Genomic DNA, 14,223 nt, shown 5'->3' with positions numbered 1-14,223 from the left:
TGAGCACGGGAATCGCGGTGGCCTTCCCCCGCAGCCCGATGGTGACCGCGGAGCTGGCCTGGGAGCTGGCCGAGGCGACCGGCGGACGGTTCCGGCTCGGTCTCGGCACCCAGGTGCGGGCCCACATCGAGCGACGCTACGGCGCGCCGTTCGACCCACCCGGCCCCCGGCTCAGGGAGTACGTCGAGGCCGTGCGGGCAATCTTCGCCGCCTTCAGGGGCGAGCAACCCCTCGACTTCAAGGGCAGATTCTGGTCGTTGTCACTGCTGCCAGCGCAATGGTCGCCAGGGGCTCTCGACGTCGCCGATCCGCCCATCGACGTGGCCGCCGTCAACCCGTGGATGCTGCGCACGGCGGGCGAGATCGCCGACGGGGTGCATGTCCATCCCCTGAACACCCCGACCTACCTGGCCGAGACGGTCCTTCCGGAGACGGCCGCGGGAGCCCGCCGGGCCGGTCGGGACCCCTCCGAGCTGACGCTCATCGTCCCGGTCCTGACCGCCGTCGGCGACACCGAGGACGAGCGTGCCCGGTGGCGGGAGGTGGCCCGGGTGCAGGTCGCCTTCTACGGCTCGACGGCCAACTACGGGTTCATCTTCGACCAGGTCGGCTTCGAGGGGACGACAGCCAGGATCAGGGCGCGACAGAAGTCCGGAGACCTGGCCGGCATGAGCGCCGTCGTCACCGACGACATCCTCGAGCACTTCGTCGTGGCCTGCGACTGGGACGAGCTCTCCGATGCCATCGTGGCCCGCCTGGGAGGTGTTGCCCACCGGGCGGTCGCCTACTTTGCCGGCGCCGCGTGGCAGCAGGACCCCTCGTCGCTCGCCCGCTGGGGTGAGGTGGCGCGCGACGTGGTCGCCAGGACGAGCTGAGAGCCCCGAGCCATCCGGTCGTTTGCTGAGCAGCAGGGCCGGACAGTAGAGAGGTGAGCGTGTCTGACGTGGCGACGATCGACGTCCGTGACGATGGTGTCGGGATCATCGAGATGCGACGGCCGCCGCACAACTTCTTGAGCCCGACGCTCGTCGAGACGATCGCCGACGCCCTGGAGGCCTTCGACGGCGACTCTGCGGTGCGGGCGGCGGTGCTGGCCGCCGAGGGCCGTTCGTTCTGCGCCGGCGCCGACCTCGGCGGCGAGGGGCCACGAGACCAGACTGACGTGCGCCCGACCTCCACCTCGGTGACGGCTCGGCTCTACGAGGGCGCGGCGCGGCTCTGCGCCGTCGCCACACCCGTGGTCGCGGCGGTCCATGGGCCCGCGGTCGGTGGCGGTCTGGGCCTGGCCTTGACCGCTTCGATGCGGGTCACCTGCGCCGAGGCGCGTTTCAGCGCCAACTTCGCCAAGCTGGGCATCCATCACGGTTTCGGGTTGAGCGTCACGCTGCCGGAGCTGGTCGGCCCCAGCCGGGCGGCGCTGGTGCTGTTCACCGGGCGGCGGTTCAACGGCGAGGAGGCCACCCGGCTCGGCCTGGCCGACCAGTGCGTCCCCGCGGACCGGGTCCGGGCCAGTGCCATCGACCTGGCGGGCGAGATCGCGGAGAACGCGCCGCTGGCCGTGCAAGCCATGAACCGTACGCTGCGGACCGGGCTCGCAGACCGGGTGCGGGCCGCGACCGCCCACGAGGCGGCCGAGCAGGCCCGGCTGGGGGCGACAGACGACGCCCGCGAGGGGGTGCTCGCCGTGGCCGAGCGACGGCCGGGCAGCTTCACGGGGAGATAGAGAGGGGAACGAAGATGCGCATCCAGAAGTTCGCCCACTCCTGTCTGCTCGTCGAGGAAGGCGGCGCCCGCCTGCTGCTCGACCCGGGATCGTTCTCGACCGGCTTCGACGGCCTCACCGGGTTGACCGGCGTCCTGGTGACCCACATCCACGGAGACCATCTCGACGTCGAGCGGCTGTACACGCTCCTCGAGAGCAACCCGGATGCTCGCGTGGTCTCCGACGAGGCGAGCGCCGAGCCGCTCGCCGAACGGGGGGTGACCGCCCAGGTGGTGCACGAGGGCGATTCCTTCGACCTCGGCGTGCCGATCCGGGCCTACGGTCGGCGCCACGCTGTCATCCACCCCGACCTTCCCGTCGTGCCCAACGTCGGCTACCTCGTGGCCGACCGGTTCTTCCACCCTGGTGACGCCTTCACCGTCCCCGACGAGCCGGTGGAGGTGCTGGGCGTACCTGCCGGGGCACCGTGGATGAAGCTGTCGGAGGCCGTCGACTACATCCGCACGGTGCGGCCGCAGACGGCCGTTCCCATCCACGAGTGCGTGCTCGCCTTCCCTCGCATGGCGTACGGAATGCTGGATCAGCTGGCACCGGAAGGGACCTCGCTCACGGTGCTCGACGACGGCGGCCCCGTCCAGATCTGACCCGCGCTGCGCCGGGCGCCCATTGCGCTCGACATAGTTCGCACAGCAGGGATCTCATCACGACAGACCCGGAGGATCCCGACGCCTGGAGGTCGAATCTGTATACGAAGAACTGAGGGGAGGACCACCTTTAGGGCGCCGATCCAGGGGGCACTAGCGCTGTGGCTCGTACGGCACGGACACTCGGGCCGATGGTGTTCGGTGGACTATGGCCGGGCACGGTCAGTTGGGCATGCCCCCCTCAACATCCATGGAGCGGCGGCGGTGGACGGGGCATGGGGTGGCGGCCATGGCGATGAGAACCAACGGCCTGAGTGAGCTACCGGGCACCAAGCGGGTCCTCACGCTCGTCCGCGAGACAGGCGGCATGTTCGCCCTCGCCCTGGACGCCATGCGCCACATCACCAGCCGGCCCTTCCCGCGGGCCGAGTTCTTCGAGCAGTGCTGGTTCCTCGTCCGCGTCTGCACGCTCCCCCTGATACTGATCGCGATACCCCTGGGTCTCGTCATCGCGCTGCTGGTCGGGTCTCTTCTCCAGCAGTTCGGGGCCAGCTCGCAGATGGGAGCCGCCCTCGTGGTGGCGGTGGTGCGCGAGACGGCACCGGTGACGGCCGCGCTGATCATCGCGGGGGCCGGAGGCTCGGCCATGTGCTCGGATCTCGGCTCCCGCCGCATCCGGGACGAGATCTCGGCCATGGAGGTCATGGGGGTGAACCCGGTCCACCGCCTGGTGCTGCCCCGGATCCTCGCCTCGGTCGTGCTCGGCTTCCTGCTCAACTCCGTGGTCACGGTAGCGGGGCTCGCCTCCGGCTACTTCTTCGCCACCACCTCCGCCCACGTGACCAGCTCGAGCTTCTTCGCGGGCTTCAACGAGCTGGGCCAGACCTCCGACTTCTATCTCGCCGCGGTGAAGGCGTGCACGTTCGGGTTCATCGCCGCCATGGTCGCTTGCTACCGAGGCTTGAACTGCAAGCCCGGCGCCAAGGGTGTGGGGCAAGCGGTGAACAACGCAGTGGTCATCACCGTTCTCCTTCTGTTCTTCGTGAACGTGGTGTTCACGGCCGTGTACATCAACTTCGTCCCCCAGAAGGTGCTGTAGTCGGGTGCTCCGGTCGCCGGTCTCCTCCGTGACACGGCCCGCCACCGGGCTGGCGCTGCAGCTCGAGCGGTTCTACGAGCAGTTCGCCTTCTTCGGCCGGGCCCTGGCGAGCCTTCCTCGGGCGGCCACGCACCGTGCGGAGATCATCGCCGAGATCTCCAACGTCACGGTCGGCATCGGCGCCGTGGTGGTGGGCGGGGGCATGTTCTTCGTGGTGTTCGCCCTGAGCTCCGCCACCGGGTACGAGGTCGGTCTGGAGAGCTTCAGCTCCCTCCAGGGCATCGGCGCCCAGGCCTTCATCGGGGTGGTTGCCTCGCTGGCCGACACCCGCATCGTCGTGCCCCTTATCGCCGGCATCGCCTTCGCCGCCAAGGTCGGCGCGGGCTTCACGGCGGAGATCGGAGCCATGAGGGTGTCGGAGGAGATCGACGCCCTCGAGGTCATCGGCGTGGAGAGCGTCGCCTATGTGGTGGGCACCCGGATCTGGGCGGCGGTGCTGACGATGGTGCCGCTCTACCTGGCGGCCCTGTTCGCCAGCTACCTGGGGACCCAGTTGATCTCGACCAAGTTCTACGGTCTCCCCCTCGGCGTCTACCAGCACTACTTCAACCTGCTGCTTCCCCCTATCGACGTCCTGTTCTCGTTCATCCAGGTCGTCGTCTTCGCAATCGTCGTGACGCTGGTTCACTGCTACTACGGGTACTACGCCACGGGCGGCCCGGTGGGCGTCGGCATTGCGACCGGGCGGGCCATCCGCTACTCGTTCATGGCCATCGCCGTGCTCAACATGGTGCTCTCCTTCGCCTTCTACGGCTCGGGCGGAGCGAGGTTGGTCGGATGATGCTCAGGGGGCGCCGATTCCGAGTCGCCGGCGCCCTGGCCATCGCGGCCCTCCTGGTCAACATGTCGTGGCTGGGCGTCAACGTCGGCCTCGGGAGCTTCCACCCGAGCTACCCGGTAACGGCCACCTTCGCCAAGGCGGGGCAGAACATCTATCCCGGGTCGGTCGTCGACTATCGAGGAGTCGAGGTGGGCAAGGTCTCGTCCATCGATCTCTCGAACCTGCAGGCCAAGTTCGTGATGAAGCTCAACAAGGGCTTCAAGGTCCCGACCAACGCCCAGGCGACTCTCACGCCCGAGAGCTTCTTCGGCAACGAGGTGGTGGAGCTCGACTTCCCGACCGGCACCCACCCGCCCTACGTTGCGCCCGGCGGCACCATAGGCCCCACCTCGGTGAACGGCCAGCTCGCGGACCTCATCAACAGCACGGTTCCGCTGCTCGAGCAGATCAGCCCCCAGGACCTCAACACCCTCTTCGTCGAGAGCAACCAGGCCCTCGAGGGCGAGGCCCCGGAGATCAAGGCCGGCCTCCAGGAGGGGCTCAAGCTCACCGGCTACCTGGCCCAGACCATGAACGCGCAGAGCCAGCTCCTCGACTCCTCCAACCGTCTGGCCGCCGGCTTCGCCCCCGACATTGGCCCCATCAACCAGATCTCGGCCAACGTCAACCAGGCCCTCCCGGTACTCAACCAGGCCGAGGCCTCCTTCCAGCACCTGCTGGACACGGCGACGCCCTTGGCCGGCCAGCTGGCCGACTTCCTGTCCCGCTACCACCCGGACCTCGTGACGATCATCAACTCGGGAGCCGACATCAGCCGTCTCGTCATCTCCCAAGGGCCCAATGTCGGCGAGCTGACCAAGGCTCTGGACGTCTTCATCCGGTTCATCACCAACGGGGCCAACAACCTCACCCCCAGCAACGTGACCCCATCGGGCCAGCGGTTCGCCTACTTCCAGAACTTCGCCCAGTGGAGCCAGATCGACAGCCTGGTGTGCGCTCTGCTGGGACCGGCTGAAGCGAACCAACCCCCGAACAGCCCCATCATGCAGCTGGCGAGCGCGCTGGCGGGCGGGAGCACGTACCTGCACTGCGCCGCCCCGCCTGGACCAGTGCCCGCTACCGCGGCTGCACCGGCTGGGGCTCCCCCAGGTCCCAGCACACCCGTTCCCGCCGCGCCCAGCCCGTCGTCGCTGGCCGCCGCCGCCCAGCAGCTCCTCAACAACGCCGTGGGCGGGTTGTCCCAGCCCCAGGCACCCAGGCCCAGCACGCCTCAGTCCTTCATCCAGCGGGCTGCCGGGGGGCTGCCGTGAGGTTGCGCACGAGCCGCCACGAGGCCAAGACCATCGCCAAGTTCGGCATCTTCGCGGCCATATGCTTCGCGCTGGCAATCGGCATTGTCATCAAGCTGGGCAACCTCTACTTCGGCAGCACCAGCGGCTACTCGGCGGTCCTGTCGGACGCCACTGGGCTCTCCAAGGGCGACCCGGTCAAGATCGCCGGCATACGTTCGGGGACGGTCAACTCCATCAAGCTCATGCACGGAGCGGCGAAGGTCAGCTTCTCCCTCGACAAGAGCGTGCAGGTCAGGTCGAGCACGCAGGCCGGGCTCCGCTGGCGCAACGTGATCGGCCAGAAGGACCTGTACATCTACCCGGAAAACACCGGCCGGGTCATGAGCGCTGGCTACACCATCCCCGAGTCCCAGACCTTCGCCGGGGCCGACATCGGAGCCTTCCTCAACGCCGCCGGTCCGCTGCTCAAGGCTGTCAACCCCAACGACGCCAATACCTTCGTCCAGGGCATCCTTGGCGCCCTCCAGGGCAACCAGGCCCAGGTCACCGGACTGCTCGGCAACTCGGCCCAGCTGTCCTCGGCCCTCGGCGCCTCCGACACCCAGGTGGGCTCGATCATCGACAACATGAGCCAGGTCCTGAGCACGCTGGCCTCCCGCAACGGCGACATCAACACCCTGATCGACAACCTCAGCCAGGCGTCGCAGGTGCTGGCGTCCAACAACGACAACCTCGACACGGCCATCTCCGACTTCGGCCAGCTGGCCTCCCAGCTGTCGAACCTCTTCTCCACCAACCGAGGGAACCTCGACGCCACCATCAACAGCCTTCAGAACATCACCGACGTCTTGAGCCAGCACCACGCCGACCTGCTCCAGGGCCTCAGCACCCTCTCCAACGTGGCCGCCTTCGCCAACGTGACCAGGAACGGGCAGTACTTCCAGGGCTCCGGCCTCTACGTCTGCGCCTCCCACGAGCAGACCTGCATCTTCAGCCCGGCGCCGAACGCGCCGGGATCGTCGTCCCCGTCCCAGACGTCGGCGCCGGCATCACCAGCCTCCTCAGCCTCCACCTCGTCCGGCTCGCTCCCGATGCCGGGGGCGGCCCAGGTGGCCCGCAGCCAGCCGAACCTCGGTGACTTCCTCCGGGCGGCCTCGTCGGGGGGAGGCGGGTCATGAGACCTCCGGGCCTGGGCGCTCTGCGCAAGAAGCTCCCGTTCCGCGGCAACGGAGGGGGCGGTAACGGTGCAGGGGGCAACGGCGACGGCGCTCCGGCGCACGAGGCCGAACGCTCGCCCGAGGGCAACGGTCAGGCCCGGCACGGAAATGGCCGGACACCGGTACGCACCGCCAAGCTCCTGCCCGTTCGCGCCTGGCGGATGCCGTCCTTCTCACCGAAGTCGTTCAGCGAGCGCAACCCCTACATCATCGGCAGCGTCGCCCTGGCCGTCATCCTGGTCTTCACCGCTGGTGCTCTGTTCATTCAGGGCGGCAGCATTTTCACGAGCACCTTCCAGACCACCGCCATGTTTCCCAACACGTCCGGCATCAGCTCTGGCGATGCAGTGATGGTGGCGGGCATCAAGGTCGGCAAGGTCGGCGCCGCCACTCTGGACGGCAACCAGGTCCGGGTGCCACTCGAGATCAACTCCGGCACCCAGGTCCCCGCCGACTCGACGGCCGAGATCAAGATCGAGTCGTTCCTGGGCACCCAGGCCGTCTACCTCGATCCCGGCACGGACTGGGCCCACCAGCTCCACCAGGGCTCCGTCATCACCAAGACCAAGGTCCCGTTCAACCTCAACGAGCTGGCCAACACCGCCGTGCCGTCGCTCAACCAGACCAACTCGGCCCAGATCAACGAGCTCCTGGCCGACCTGCAGGCGGTCACCCAGGGCCAGCGAGGCAACGTCACCACCATTATCGACAACCTCAACAGCCTCACCACCACGGTGAACCAGCGACAGGCAGAGGTCTCCGTGCTGCTGGACGCGGCCAACACGCTGGTGGGTACCCTCAATGGTCGGTCCGACCAACTGGCCAACATCCTGGCCAACCTCAACGTCGTCGTCGGGGGTCTGGCGCAGCGCAAGACCGCGCTGGCCCAGCTGATCGACTCGACCGACCAGGCGGCCGGTCAGCTCTCCGGCCTCGTGGGGGCCAACCGGCCCAAGCTCCAGGCCATCCTCAACGAGATCCACACTGACCTGCAGACCATCGACAGCCGCCAGGTCGACCTCACCCAGGGCCTGGGCTACGCCGCGGTGGCGGTCAGCGGGTTCTCCAACATCGGCTACGTCGGGCCCAACAGCGACATCGTCACTCCATTCGTCTCCTCGTCCGCCGGCATTCGCGGCAGCGCCGAGGCGTCCATTTTCGACAACTGCGGGACGCTCAACCAGATCTTCAACCAGGCCCTGCCGCCCGACCCGGCCCAGCAGGGGGGACGGTCGTGCGCGACCCAGCCCAGCATCGACCCCAACCAGTTCGGCCACTCGTCGGCCCAGTCGTCGGGGTCGCCCGCGTCGGCCGCGCCGTCGTCCTCGGGCAGCTCGCCCGCACCGACGTCGGCCAGCAACGCGGCGACGCTCCCTGGCTCGGTGTCGGGCGCGCAGTCGATCGCGTCGCTCTTCGCCTCGCAGCTGGGAGGCACTCCGTGAGCGGGCGGGAGCGGTACCGGACCACCGCCAGGCCCCTCCGCCGCCGCGGCCGGGCCATCGCCGGTCTGGCTCTGCTGACGTGCCTGGCCGTGGCTGCCTCGGCCTGCTCGGCCCTCACCGGGGGGTCGTCAGGCACCTATACGCTCCAGGCCGATTTCTCCCGGGGTGACAACCTCTTCGCCCCGACCCCGGTCAAGGCACTCGGCATCCCGATCGGCACGGTCACCTCGGTGACCAACGAGGGCGACCACGTGCTGGCCAAGATGTCGATCGACGACAAGTACCCGCTGCCCGCCGGCGCGCGGGCGGACATCACCCAGGACACCCTGCTCAGCCAGGGCTTCGTGCAGATGTCGCCCGGCTACACGGGCGGGCCGCGCCTGCCAGCCGGCTCGGTCATCCCCGTGTCTCGAACGTCGGTGCCGGCCACCACCGACGAGCTGCTCGGCAGCCTCAACAAGTTCCTGGGCGCCATCAACCCGCCCACCGCCGCCGGGGCGGTCACCAGCCTGGCCCAGGTGCTGCAAGGGAACGGTGCCCAGCTCAACTCGCTGATCCACAATGCCTCGGGGACGATCGGCCTGCTGGCCCAGAAGGGCAACGAGCTCGGCCAGCTGGTCGGCGCCGTCGGCCAGCTCACCGGGACGCTGGACAAGCAGAACGGCATCATCGGGCAATTCATCAACAACTACAACACGGTCTCCGGCGTGCTGGCCGCCAACCGGGACCAGCTGTCAGGTGCGATCAACCATCTCAACGACGCCACCGTGCAGGCGACTGCTCTGCTCCAGCCCAACTTGGCTCCCCTCCAGCAGGATGTCGGCAACCTGACCTCGATCAGCCGGGGCCTGGACCGCAACCTCGGCAGTCTCGACCAGTCGCTTTCCTCGCTCGTCCACCTGTTCGGTGAGCAGGGCTACGACCCGGTCCACAACTGGGAGCCGATCAATGTCGGGTCGGGAGCGGCCACGGTCGAGCCTGCATTCGCGGCCTCGCTGGCCGACCGCCTGGCCAGCGTGTGCCGGCGGTTCCTCGGGCCGGCAGCATGGAACTCCGCGACTAACACTGCGAGCGGCTGCGGCAACCCAAGCTTCTTCACCCCGGTCATCACCCAGTTCGCCAACGTCCTGGCCAAGCAGGCCCCCCCGGCCAACACACCCCCCAACGCCGGTCCCTCGAGTCAGACGCCGACCGCCGGCCAGGCCTTCAACGCCGGACTCCAGCAGATCCCCGGGCTGACGCCGACCCAACAGTCACAGATCACCGCCGGGTTGGCCTCTCCGCCGCCGCCACCACCAAGCGGCAACAGCCTGAGCGCGCCCGGCGCCAACCAGCTGCCCGGCATGCCCACGGCCATCCAACCGGCCGCGCAGAAGGGCCACTCCAACTGGGGGCTCGTGATCCTGGCACTGGTCGTGATCGCTGGTCTCGCGGCGGCGCTGGAGCTCCTGAGACGCATCAGCAAGGCGAGGGCAAGGTGACGGCTCGCGCCGTGGCCCGAGAGCGGCAATCTTGGCGCGGCGCCAAGCTCGTCCGCCGAGGTTGGGTTCGGGGCGCCCTCGTTGCCGTCGGGCTCCTCGCGGGCGCCCTGCTGGCGAGTTGCGCGCCGGGCGCGCCCACCACCATGACGGCCCACGCCGCATTCCCCGACATAGGAGCGCTGGCTCCCGACGCGCCGGTCGAGGTGGCCGACATCACCGTGGGGCACGTGACGGGCATGCACCGCGTCGGTGACCACGCCTCAGTCGACCTGACCATCAACCGCAGCGCCCACGTGCCGGCCGCGGTCTCGGCCCACCTGACCCAGACGTCCCTCATCGGCGAGACGATCGTCTCCCTTCAGCCCATCCAGGGCCAGCCCCCCACTCCCTCGCTGGCAAATGGGGCCACCATCACCAACACCCAGGTCGACCCGGGCGTGGAGCAGCTGGTGCAGGCGGGCACCAACTTCATCGGATCCCTGTCGGCCAACGACCTGGCCACGACGCTCCAGCAGGGAGCCCAGGCCTTCGGAGACCAGGGGCCGGCCCTGCACCAGTTCGTCGACAACCTCAACACGGTCGTCGCGGGGTATGCCCAGCACTCGGGCACCCTGACTCAGCTCATCAACAACGTGGCACAGGTGTCCGCTCAGCTGGCCCCGTCGGCCCAGGCCAACGCCCAGGCCCTCACCAACTTCGCCGTCACGACCAAGGAGCTCAACGACCAGAGCAACCGGCTGGAGGGCCTGCTCACCCGGCTGTCCCAGGTGTCGACCCAGAGCGTGAGCCTCATCGGCTCCTACTTCCCCCAGATCAACGCCGATTTCAACGGCCTGCTGGCCACCGTCAACCAGGTGGCCCAGCACCAGAACGACCTGTCCGACGTGGTCGGGCAGTTCCCCATCTTCCTCAAAGAGGCCAAGGAGCTCATCCACCCCGATCAGAACTTCTCCCAGATCCCGGTCGTCTTCGACACCATCACCTGCGGCCTGCCCACCCAGTTGGGCGGATCCGACCCCAACAACCCGCTGACGTCCTGTCACGGAGCAGGGTAGGCATGGTCATCTCGGCGCGCATCAAGATCAACCTGGTTGTCTTCTTCCTGGCCGCCGCCGCCCTGGCCACCTACGGCTACTTGTCGGTGCTGCACAATCCGTTCAAGCACGAGACGGACGTGGTCGCCTACTTCCCCTCCACCGCCGGGCTCAGGGATCAGTTCTACGTAACGGACAACGGGCTCGTCGTCGGGGCGGTGAAGTCCGTCCAGTTAGCGGGTGACCGGGTCAGGGTCACCATGGCCATCCAGCCGGGCCAGCACCTGGCCAACAACGTGCAGGCCCAGATTGTGCGGGCGAACCCACTCGGCGAGCAGGCTATCGACCTCGTCCCTCCACCCGGGGCACCGGCCAACGCCGCCCTGCTGCGCGAGGGCGCCATCGTCCCCACTGCCCCCGACCCCACCCCGCCCGACGTGGGCCAGGTGGTCAACACCGCCAACCGGCTGTTCGGGGCCATTCCCACCGGCGACCTCAACAGCTTCGTCCACGAGCTGGCCGTGGCGCTGAACGGCCGGGGAGACGACATCCACACCCTGATCTCGGCAGGGGACCAGCTGGCGCAGGAGCTCAACGCCAACCAGGCCCAGTTCCAAACCCTGCTCAACAACGCCCCGCCGTTCTTCGACACCCTGTCGGCCAACGGCCCGGCCTTCAACCAGGCCCTGACCAACACCGCGGTTCTCACCCAGGTCCTGGCCCAGCACAGCCATGACATCGTCAACCTCATGAACAACGGAGCCACGGCAGCCAGCGTGATCCAGAAGCTGGTGCTGGACTCCCGACCCAACCTGGCCTGCCTCACCCACGATCTCGCCGATTTCACCAGCAACGTCGCCCAGCCGGCCAACCTGTCCAACCTGGGCCAGATTTTCGCCGGCGACACCAAGTTCGCCACCACGCTGGCCACGATCGGGGTCACCCAGTACCCGCTGGGGCCGAAGGCGCCGTCTCCCGGACCCACCGAGCAGCTACGCATCCACATCCTCCTGCCGCCCCCCCTGACCGGCGACGGCCAGAACTACCAGACGACGCGCAATCTGCCTCCGGCGTACCTGGCCCCGGGCTGCAACACCGAGTACGGCGCCGGCGTCGGGCCGGCGACCCAGGACACGCCTCCCCAGCCGCCCTACTACTCGGGCAGCCCGCCGCAACCGGCCCCCGCGTCGGCCTCCCAGGTCCGGGGCGGCGGTCCGCCCGTCCCCGGGCCCGGGGTGCCCTCGGCCGCCCACCTCCCGGCCGATCACTGGGCGGCAGCACTGCCCCTGCTGCTGCTGGCGATCCTGTCGATGGCGGCGCTACTCCGTCGCCGGCCCCGCGTGGAGGACTTTCGGGTCCCTGGGGAGAAGTTGAACAGGCGCGACTCCACGCTTCGGCACCTCAGGTTCCTCCGTCGCACCAGCACAACTGCCATTGATCGGAGTCAGACATGACCAACCGCGGCGTCCGAGGCGTTCGGGTCGTCGGCCCCGGGTCTCGGCCGGGCGGCGAGCGGCCTGCGGACCGTGCGACCGAGCCCGACGTCGACAACCGCTTCGACCCCGCCGAGGCGGCCGCCCTGGCGAGCGTCGGCGCCACGGTCGAGCAGCCAACCTCCACACCGGCCGCGGGACCGGAGCCGGAGACCCAAGAGCATGTCGAGACCGGAGCCGGCGTCGCTGAGCCCACCCAGCGTGCGGCTCGAGGCGGGCGCCGCTGGCCGTTCCGACTGGCCACGACGCTCGCGGTGCTGGGCGTCGCCGGCACCATCGGCTTCGGCTATGGCTACTTCCACCTCAACGGTCAGCAGGGCGATGTCTCGGCAGCCAAGAAGCAGGCCCAGAACTACATCGTCGCCCTGACCAACTTCGACCCCAAGGGCCTCGACAACGAGATCAGCAAGATCCAGTCCTATACCACCGGCAACTTCAAGACCAGCATCTCGCAGTTCTTCAGCAACCAGGTCCGCCAGACGCTCCTGTCTCGCAACGCCGCCAGCCGGGGCCAGGTCCGGGCCATCTACCCGCAGTCGAACAGCGGCGGGCGGGTCACCTTCTTCGCCGTGGTGGACGACACGATCGCCAACAACCAGCTGTCGGCCCCCCAGTCGGACGAGATCGACATGACCGTGGACATGGTCAAGACCGGACAGGGCTGGCGGGTGGCCAACAACACCTTCCTCCAGTCGCCGCTGTTCAGCCCCACACAGCCGGGTAGCGGAGGGTCGTCAACACCCGGGACCACGGCACCCGGGCACTGAGGTCAGGGCCGGGTGAGCATGCGGCGCATCGTCGGCACCATGCCACCATCGACAAGCACGTCGCACCCCGTCATATAGGCGGCCCCGTCCGACAGCAGGAACTCGACCACCGACGCGACCTCGTCGGGGCTTCCCTGCCGGCGCAGAGGGGTGTGCTCGATCATCACCGACATCATCGGCTGCTGCTCCATCTCCTGGCGACCCATCGGCGTGTCGATGATCCCCGGCGACACCGAGCAGATGCGGGCTCCCACCGCGCTCCAGGCGGGAGCCTCGCGCTCCACGAGCAGCAGCACCCCCTGCTTGGCCCAGCAGTAGGCGGTGCCGGAGTCGGGTGCCTCATCGAAGGCCGCCTCCGCCAATCGGTTGAGCAGGTCGGGAGCGAGCGGATCCTCGACGATCGCCGTCAGGCGCTCGTCTCGGGGCTCCGGGAGCTGGTGGCCGGCGGTGGACGCGAAGCACACCGCCGCGGTGGCGGAGGTCGCCAGCGGGCGAAGGATGTCGATGACCATGGCCGTCGCCACGAGATCGACGGTGAAGACGTGCCGCCAGTCGCCCATCGTCGGGGAGACGCCGGCGGCGTGGGCGAGCGAGCGGAGCGGCCCGAGACTCTCGACCTCCCGGCCCAGCTCGCCGACGCTGCTCCTGTCGGTGAGGTCGCAGCGCAGGGGCCGGACCTCGACGCCGTCGGGCGCGTCGGCCTGGAGCGCCTTGGCTGCATCGGGGAGGCTCGGGCTCAGATCGACGGCGATCAGCGCGCCACCCCGGCGCACGAGGCGTTGGGCACACGCGTAGCCCATCCCGCTCGCCGCCCCGGTGACGACGGAGACCGGACGGGCGTCAGAGCTCATTGTCGACATCCCATCCCCCGCTGTCCGTCGCTTGGCCGATCGCTGATCAGCTGCTCAGACAGTATCCGATGCGTCGGCTCTCATTCCTCAGACCTGGAACGCCGTGTCGACCTGGATTGCCGAGCCCGTTCGGGTGACGGTGGTGGGCGGGCCCAGCGTGAGTCCGATCGTGGCGGTGCTCGATCGGTCTCGGACCTGGCCTTCGTGCCTTCCCCATTGCCTTGACGAGCTCCGTCGCCGTGGCCTCCCAAGAAGACGGCCCGGGCGATGTCGTCGCGCTCGAGGAGCTCGGTGGCGGCTCCCTCGAAGCGGATCTCGCCCTTTTCCATGAACACGGCC

Annotated in this window: 13 protein-coding genes; 12 read left to right on the top strand and 1 reads right to left on the bottom strand. The window is 68.8% G+C overall.

What is annotated here, in order from left to right; genetic code table 11:
- From VGF64_01480 to VGF64_01425, 12 genes are all read left to right on the top strand, one after another.
- Positions 1-875: TIGR03617 family F420-dependent LLM class oxidoreductase (locus tag VGF64_01480; protein ID HEY1633400.1), on the top strand; the 875-nt coding region annotated here is incomplete at its 5' end.
- 53 nt (positions 876-928) lie between these two features.
- The gene (locus VGF64_01475; protein HEY1633399.1) at positions 929-1,723 is read left to right on the top strand and encodes an enoyl-CoA hydratase-related protein; all 795 of its coding nucleotides are present in this window, start codon (positions 929-931) and stop codon (positions 1,721-1,723) included.
- A 14-nt stretch (positions 1,724-1,737) separates the two neighbouring features.
- The gene (locus VGF64_01470; protein HEY1633398.1) at positions 1,738-2,367 is read left to right on the top strand and encodes an MBL fold metallo-hydrolase; all 630 of its coding nucleotides are present in this window, start codon (positions 1,738-1,740) and stop codon (positions 2,365-2,367) included.
- A 289-nt stretch (positions 2,368-2,656) separates the two neighbouring features.
- Entirely contained in the window at positions 2,657-3,466 is an 810-nt protein-coding gene (locus tag VGF64_01465) for an ABC transporter permease (protein ID HEY1633397.1), read from the top strand.
- Positions 3,467-3,494: 28 nt separating this feature from the next.
- Complete coding sequence (locus VGF64_01460; GenBank protein HEY1633396.1) at positions 3,495-4,307, top strand: ABC transporter permease; 813 nt, start codon at positions 3,495-3,497, stop codon at positions 4,305-4,307.
- Positions 4,304-5,617 (top strand): MlaD family protein, encoded by a 1,314-nt coding sequence (locus VGF64_01455; protein ID HEY1633395.1) that lies wholly within the window; start codon positions 4,304-4,306, stop codon positions 5,615-5,617. Before VGF64_01460 ends, VGF64_01455 begins: the two co-directional genes overlap by 4 nt.
- On the top strand, positions 5,614-6,777 hold the full coding sequence (locus tag VGF64_01450) for an MCE family protein (GenBank protein HEY1633394.1): 1,164 nt from the start codon (positions 5,614-5,616) through the stop codon (positions 6,775-6,777). The genes VGF64_01455 and VGF64_01450 overlap by 4 nt, the downstream gene beginning before the upstream one ends.
- Positions 6,774-8,258 carry an MlaD family protein gene (locus VGF64_01445; protein HEY1633393.1) on the top strand — a complete coding sequence of 495 codons (1,485 nt, stop codon included), beginning with the start codon at positions 6,774-6,776 and terminating at the stop codon, positions 8,256-8,258. Before VGF64_01450 ends, VGF64_01445 begins: the two co-directional genes overlap by 4 nt.
- Complete coding sequence (locus VGF64_01440; GenBank protein ID HEY1633392.1) at positions 8,255-9,739, top strand: MCE family protein; 1,485 nt, start codon at positions 8,255-8,257, stop codon at positions 9,737-9,739. Before VGF64_01445 ends, VGF64_01440 begins: the two co-directional genes overlap by 4 nt.
- Positions 9,736-10,794, top strand: a complete 1,059-nt coding sequence (locus VGF64_01435) for an MlaD family protein (GenBank protein ID HEY1633391.1) — start codon at positions 9,736-9,738, stop codon at positions 10,792-10,794. Before VGF64_01440 ends, VGF64_01435 begins: the two co-directional genes overlap by 4 nt.
- A 2-nt stretch (positions 10,795-10,796) precedes the next feature.
- Positions 10,797-12,227, top strand: a complete 1,431-nt coding sequence (locus VGF64_01430; GenBank protein HEY1633390.1) for an MCE family protein — start codon at positions 10,797-10,799, stop codon at positions 12,225-12,227.
- Complete coding sequence (locus VGF64_01425; protein ID HEY1633389.1) at positions 12,224-13,033, top strand: hypothetical protein; 810 nt, start codon at positions 12,224-12,226, stop codon at positions 13,031-13,033. The genes VGF64_01430 and VGF64_01425 overlap by 4 nt, the downstream gene beginning before the upstream one ends.
- Before the next feature lie 2 nt (positions 13,034-13,035).
- Here VGF64_01425 and VGF64_01420 read toward each other — a convergent pair whose 3' ends face one another.
- Complete coding sequence (locus VGF64_01420; protein HEY1633388.1) at positions 13,036-13,884, bottom strand: SDR family oxidoreductase; 849 nt, start codon at positions 13,882-13,884, stop codon at positions 13,036-13,038.
- Between the last annotated feature and the right edge of the window lie 339 nt (positions 13,885-14,223).

The organism is Acidimicrobiales bacterium, assembly GCA_036491125.1.
Lineage (GTDB): Bacteria > Actinomycetota > Acidimicrobiia > Acidimicrobiales > AC-9 > AC-9.
Note: the sequence above shows the minus strand (reverse complement) of the source record. Positions and strands in the feature narration are given on the sequence as shown.

Excerpts from the sequence above, each read along its gene's own strand:
- VGF64_01470 (HEY1633398.1), top strand. The coding sequence starts at position 1,738 with ATGCGCATCCAGAAGTTCGCCCACTCCTGTCTGCTCGTCGAGGAAGGC.
- VGF64_01465 (HEY1633397.1), top strand. The coding sequence starts at position 2,657 with ATGGCGATGAGAACCAACGGCCTGAGTGAGCTACCGGGCACCAAGCGG.
- VGF64_01455 (HEY1633395.1), top strand. The coding sequence starts at position 4,304 with ATGATGCTCAGGGGGCGCCGATTCCGAGTCGCCGGCGCCCTGGCCATC.
- VGF64_01445 (HEY1633393.1), top strand. The coding sequence starts at position 6,774 with ATGAGACCTCCGGGCCTGGGCGCTCTGCGCAAGAAGCTCCCGTTCCGC.
- VGF64_01430 (HEY1633390.1), top strand. The coding sequence starts at position 10,797 with ATGGTCATCTCGGCGCGCATCAAGATCAACCTGGTTGTCTTCTTCCTG.
- VGF64_01425 (HEY1633389.1), top strand. The coding sequence starts at position 12,224 with ATGACCAACCGCGGCGTCCGAGGCGTTCGGGTCGTCGGCCCCGGGTCT.
- VGF64_01420 (HEY1633388.1), bottom strand. The coding sequence starts at position 13,884 with ATGAGCTCTGACGCCCGTCCGGTCTCCGTCGTCACCGGGGCGGCGAGC.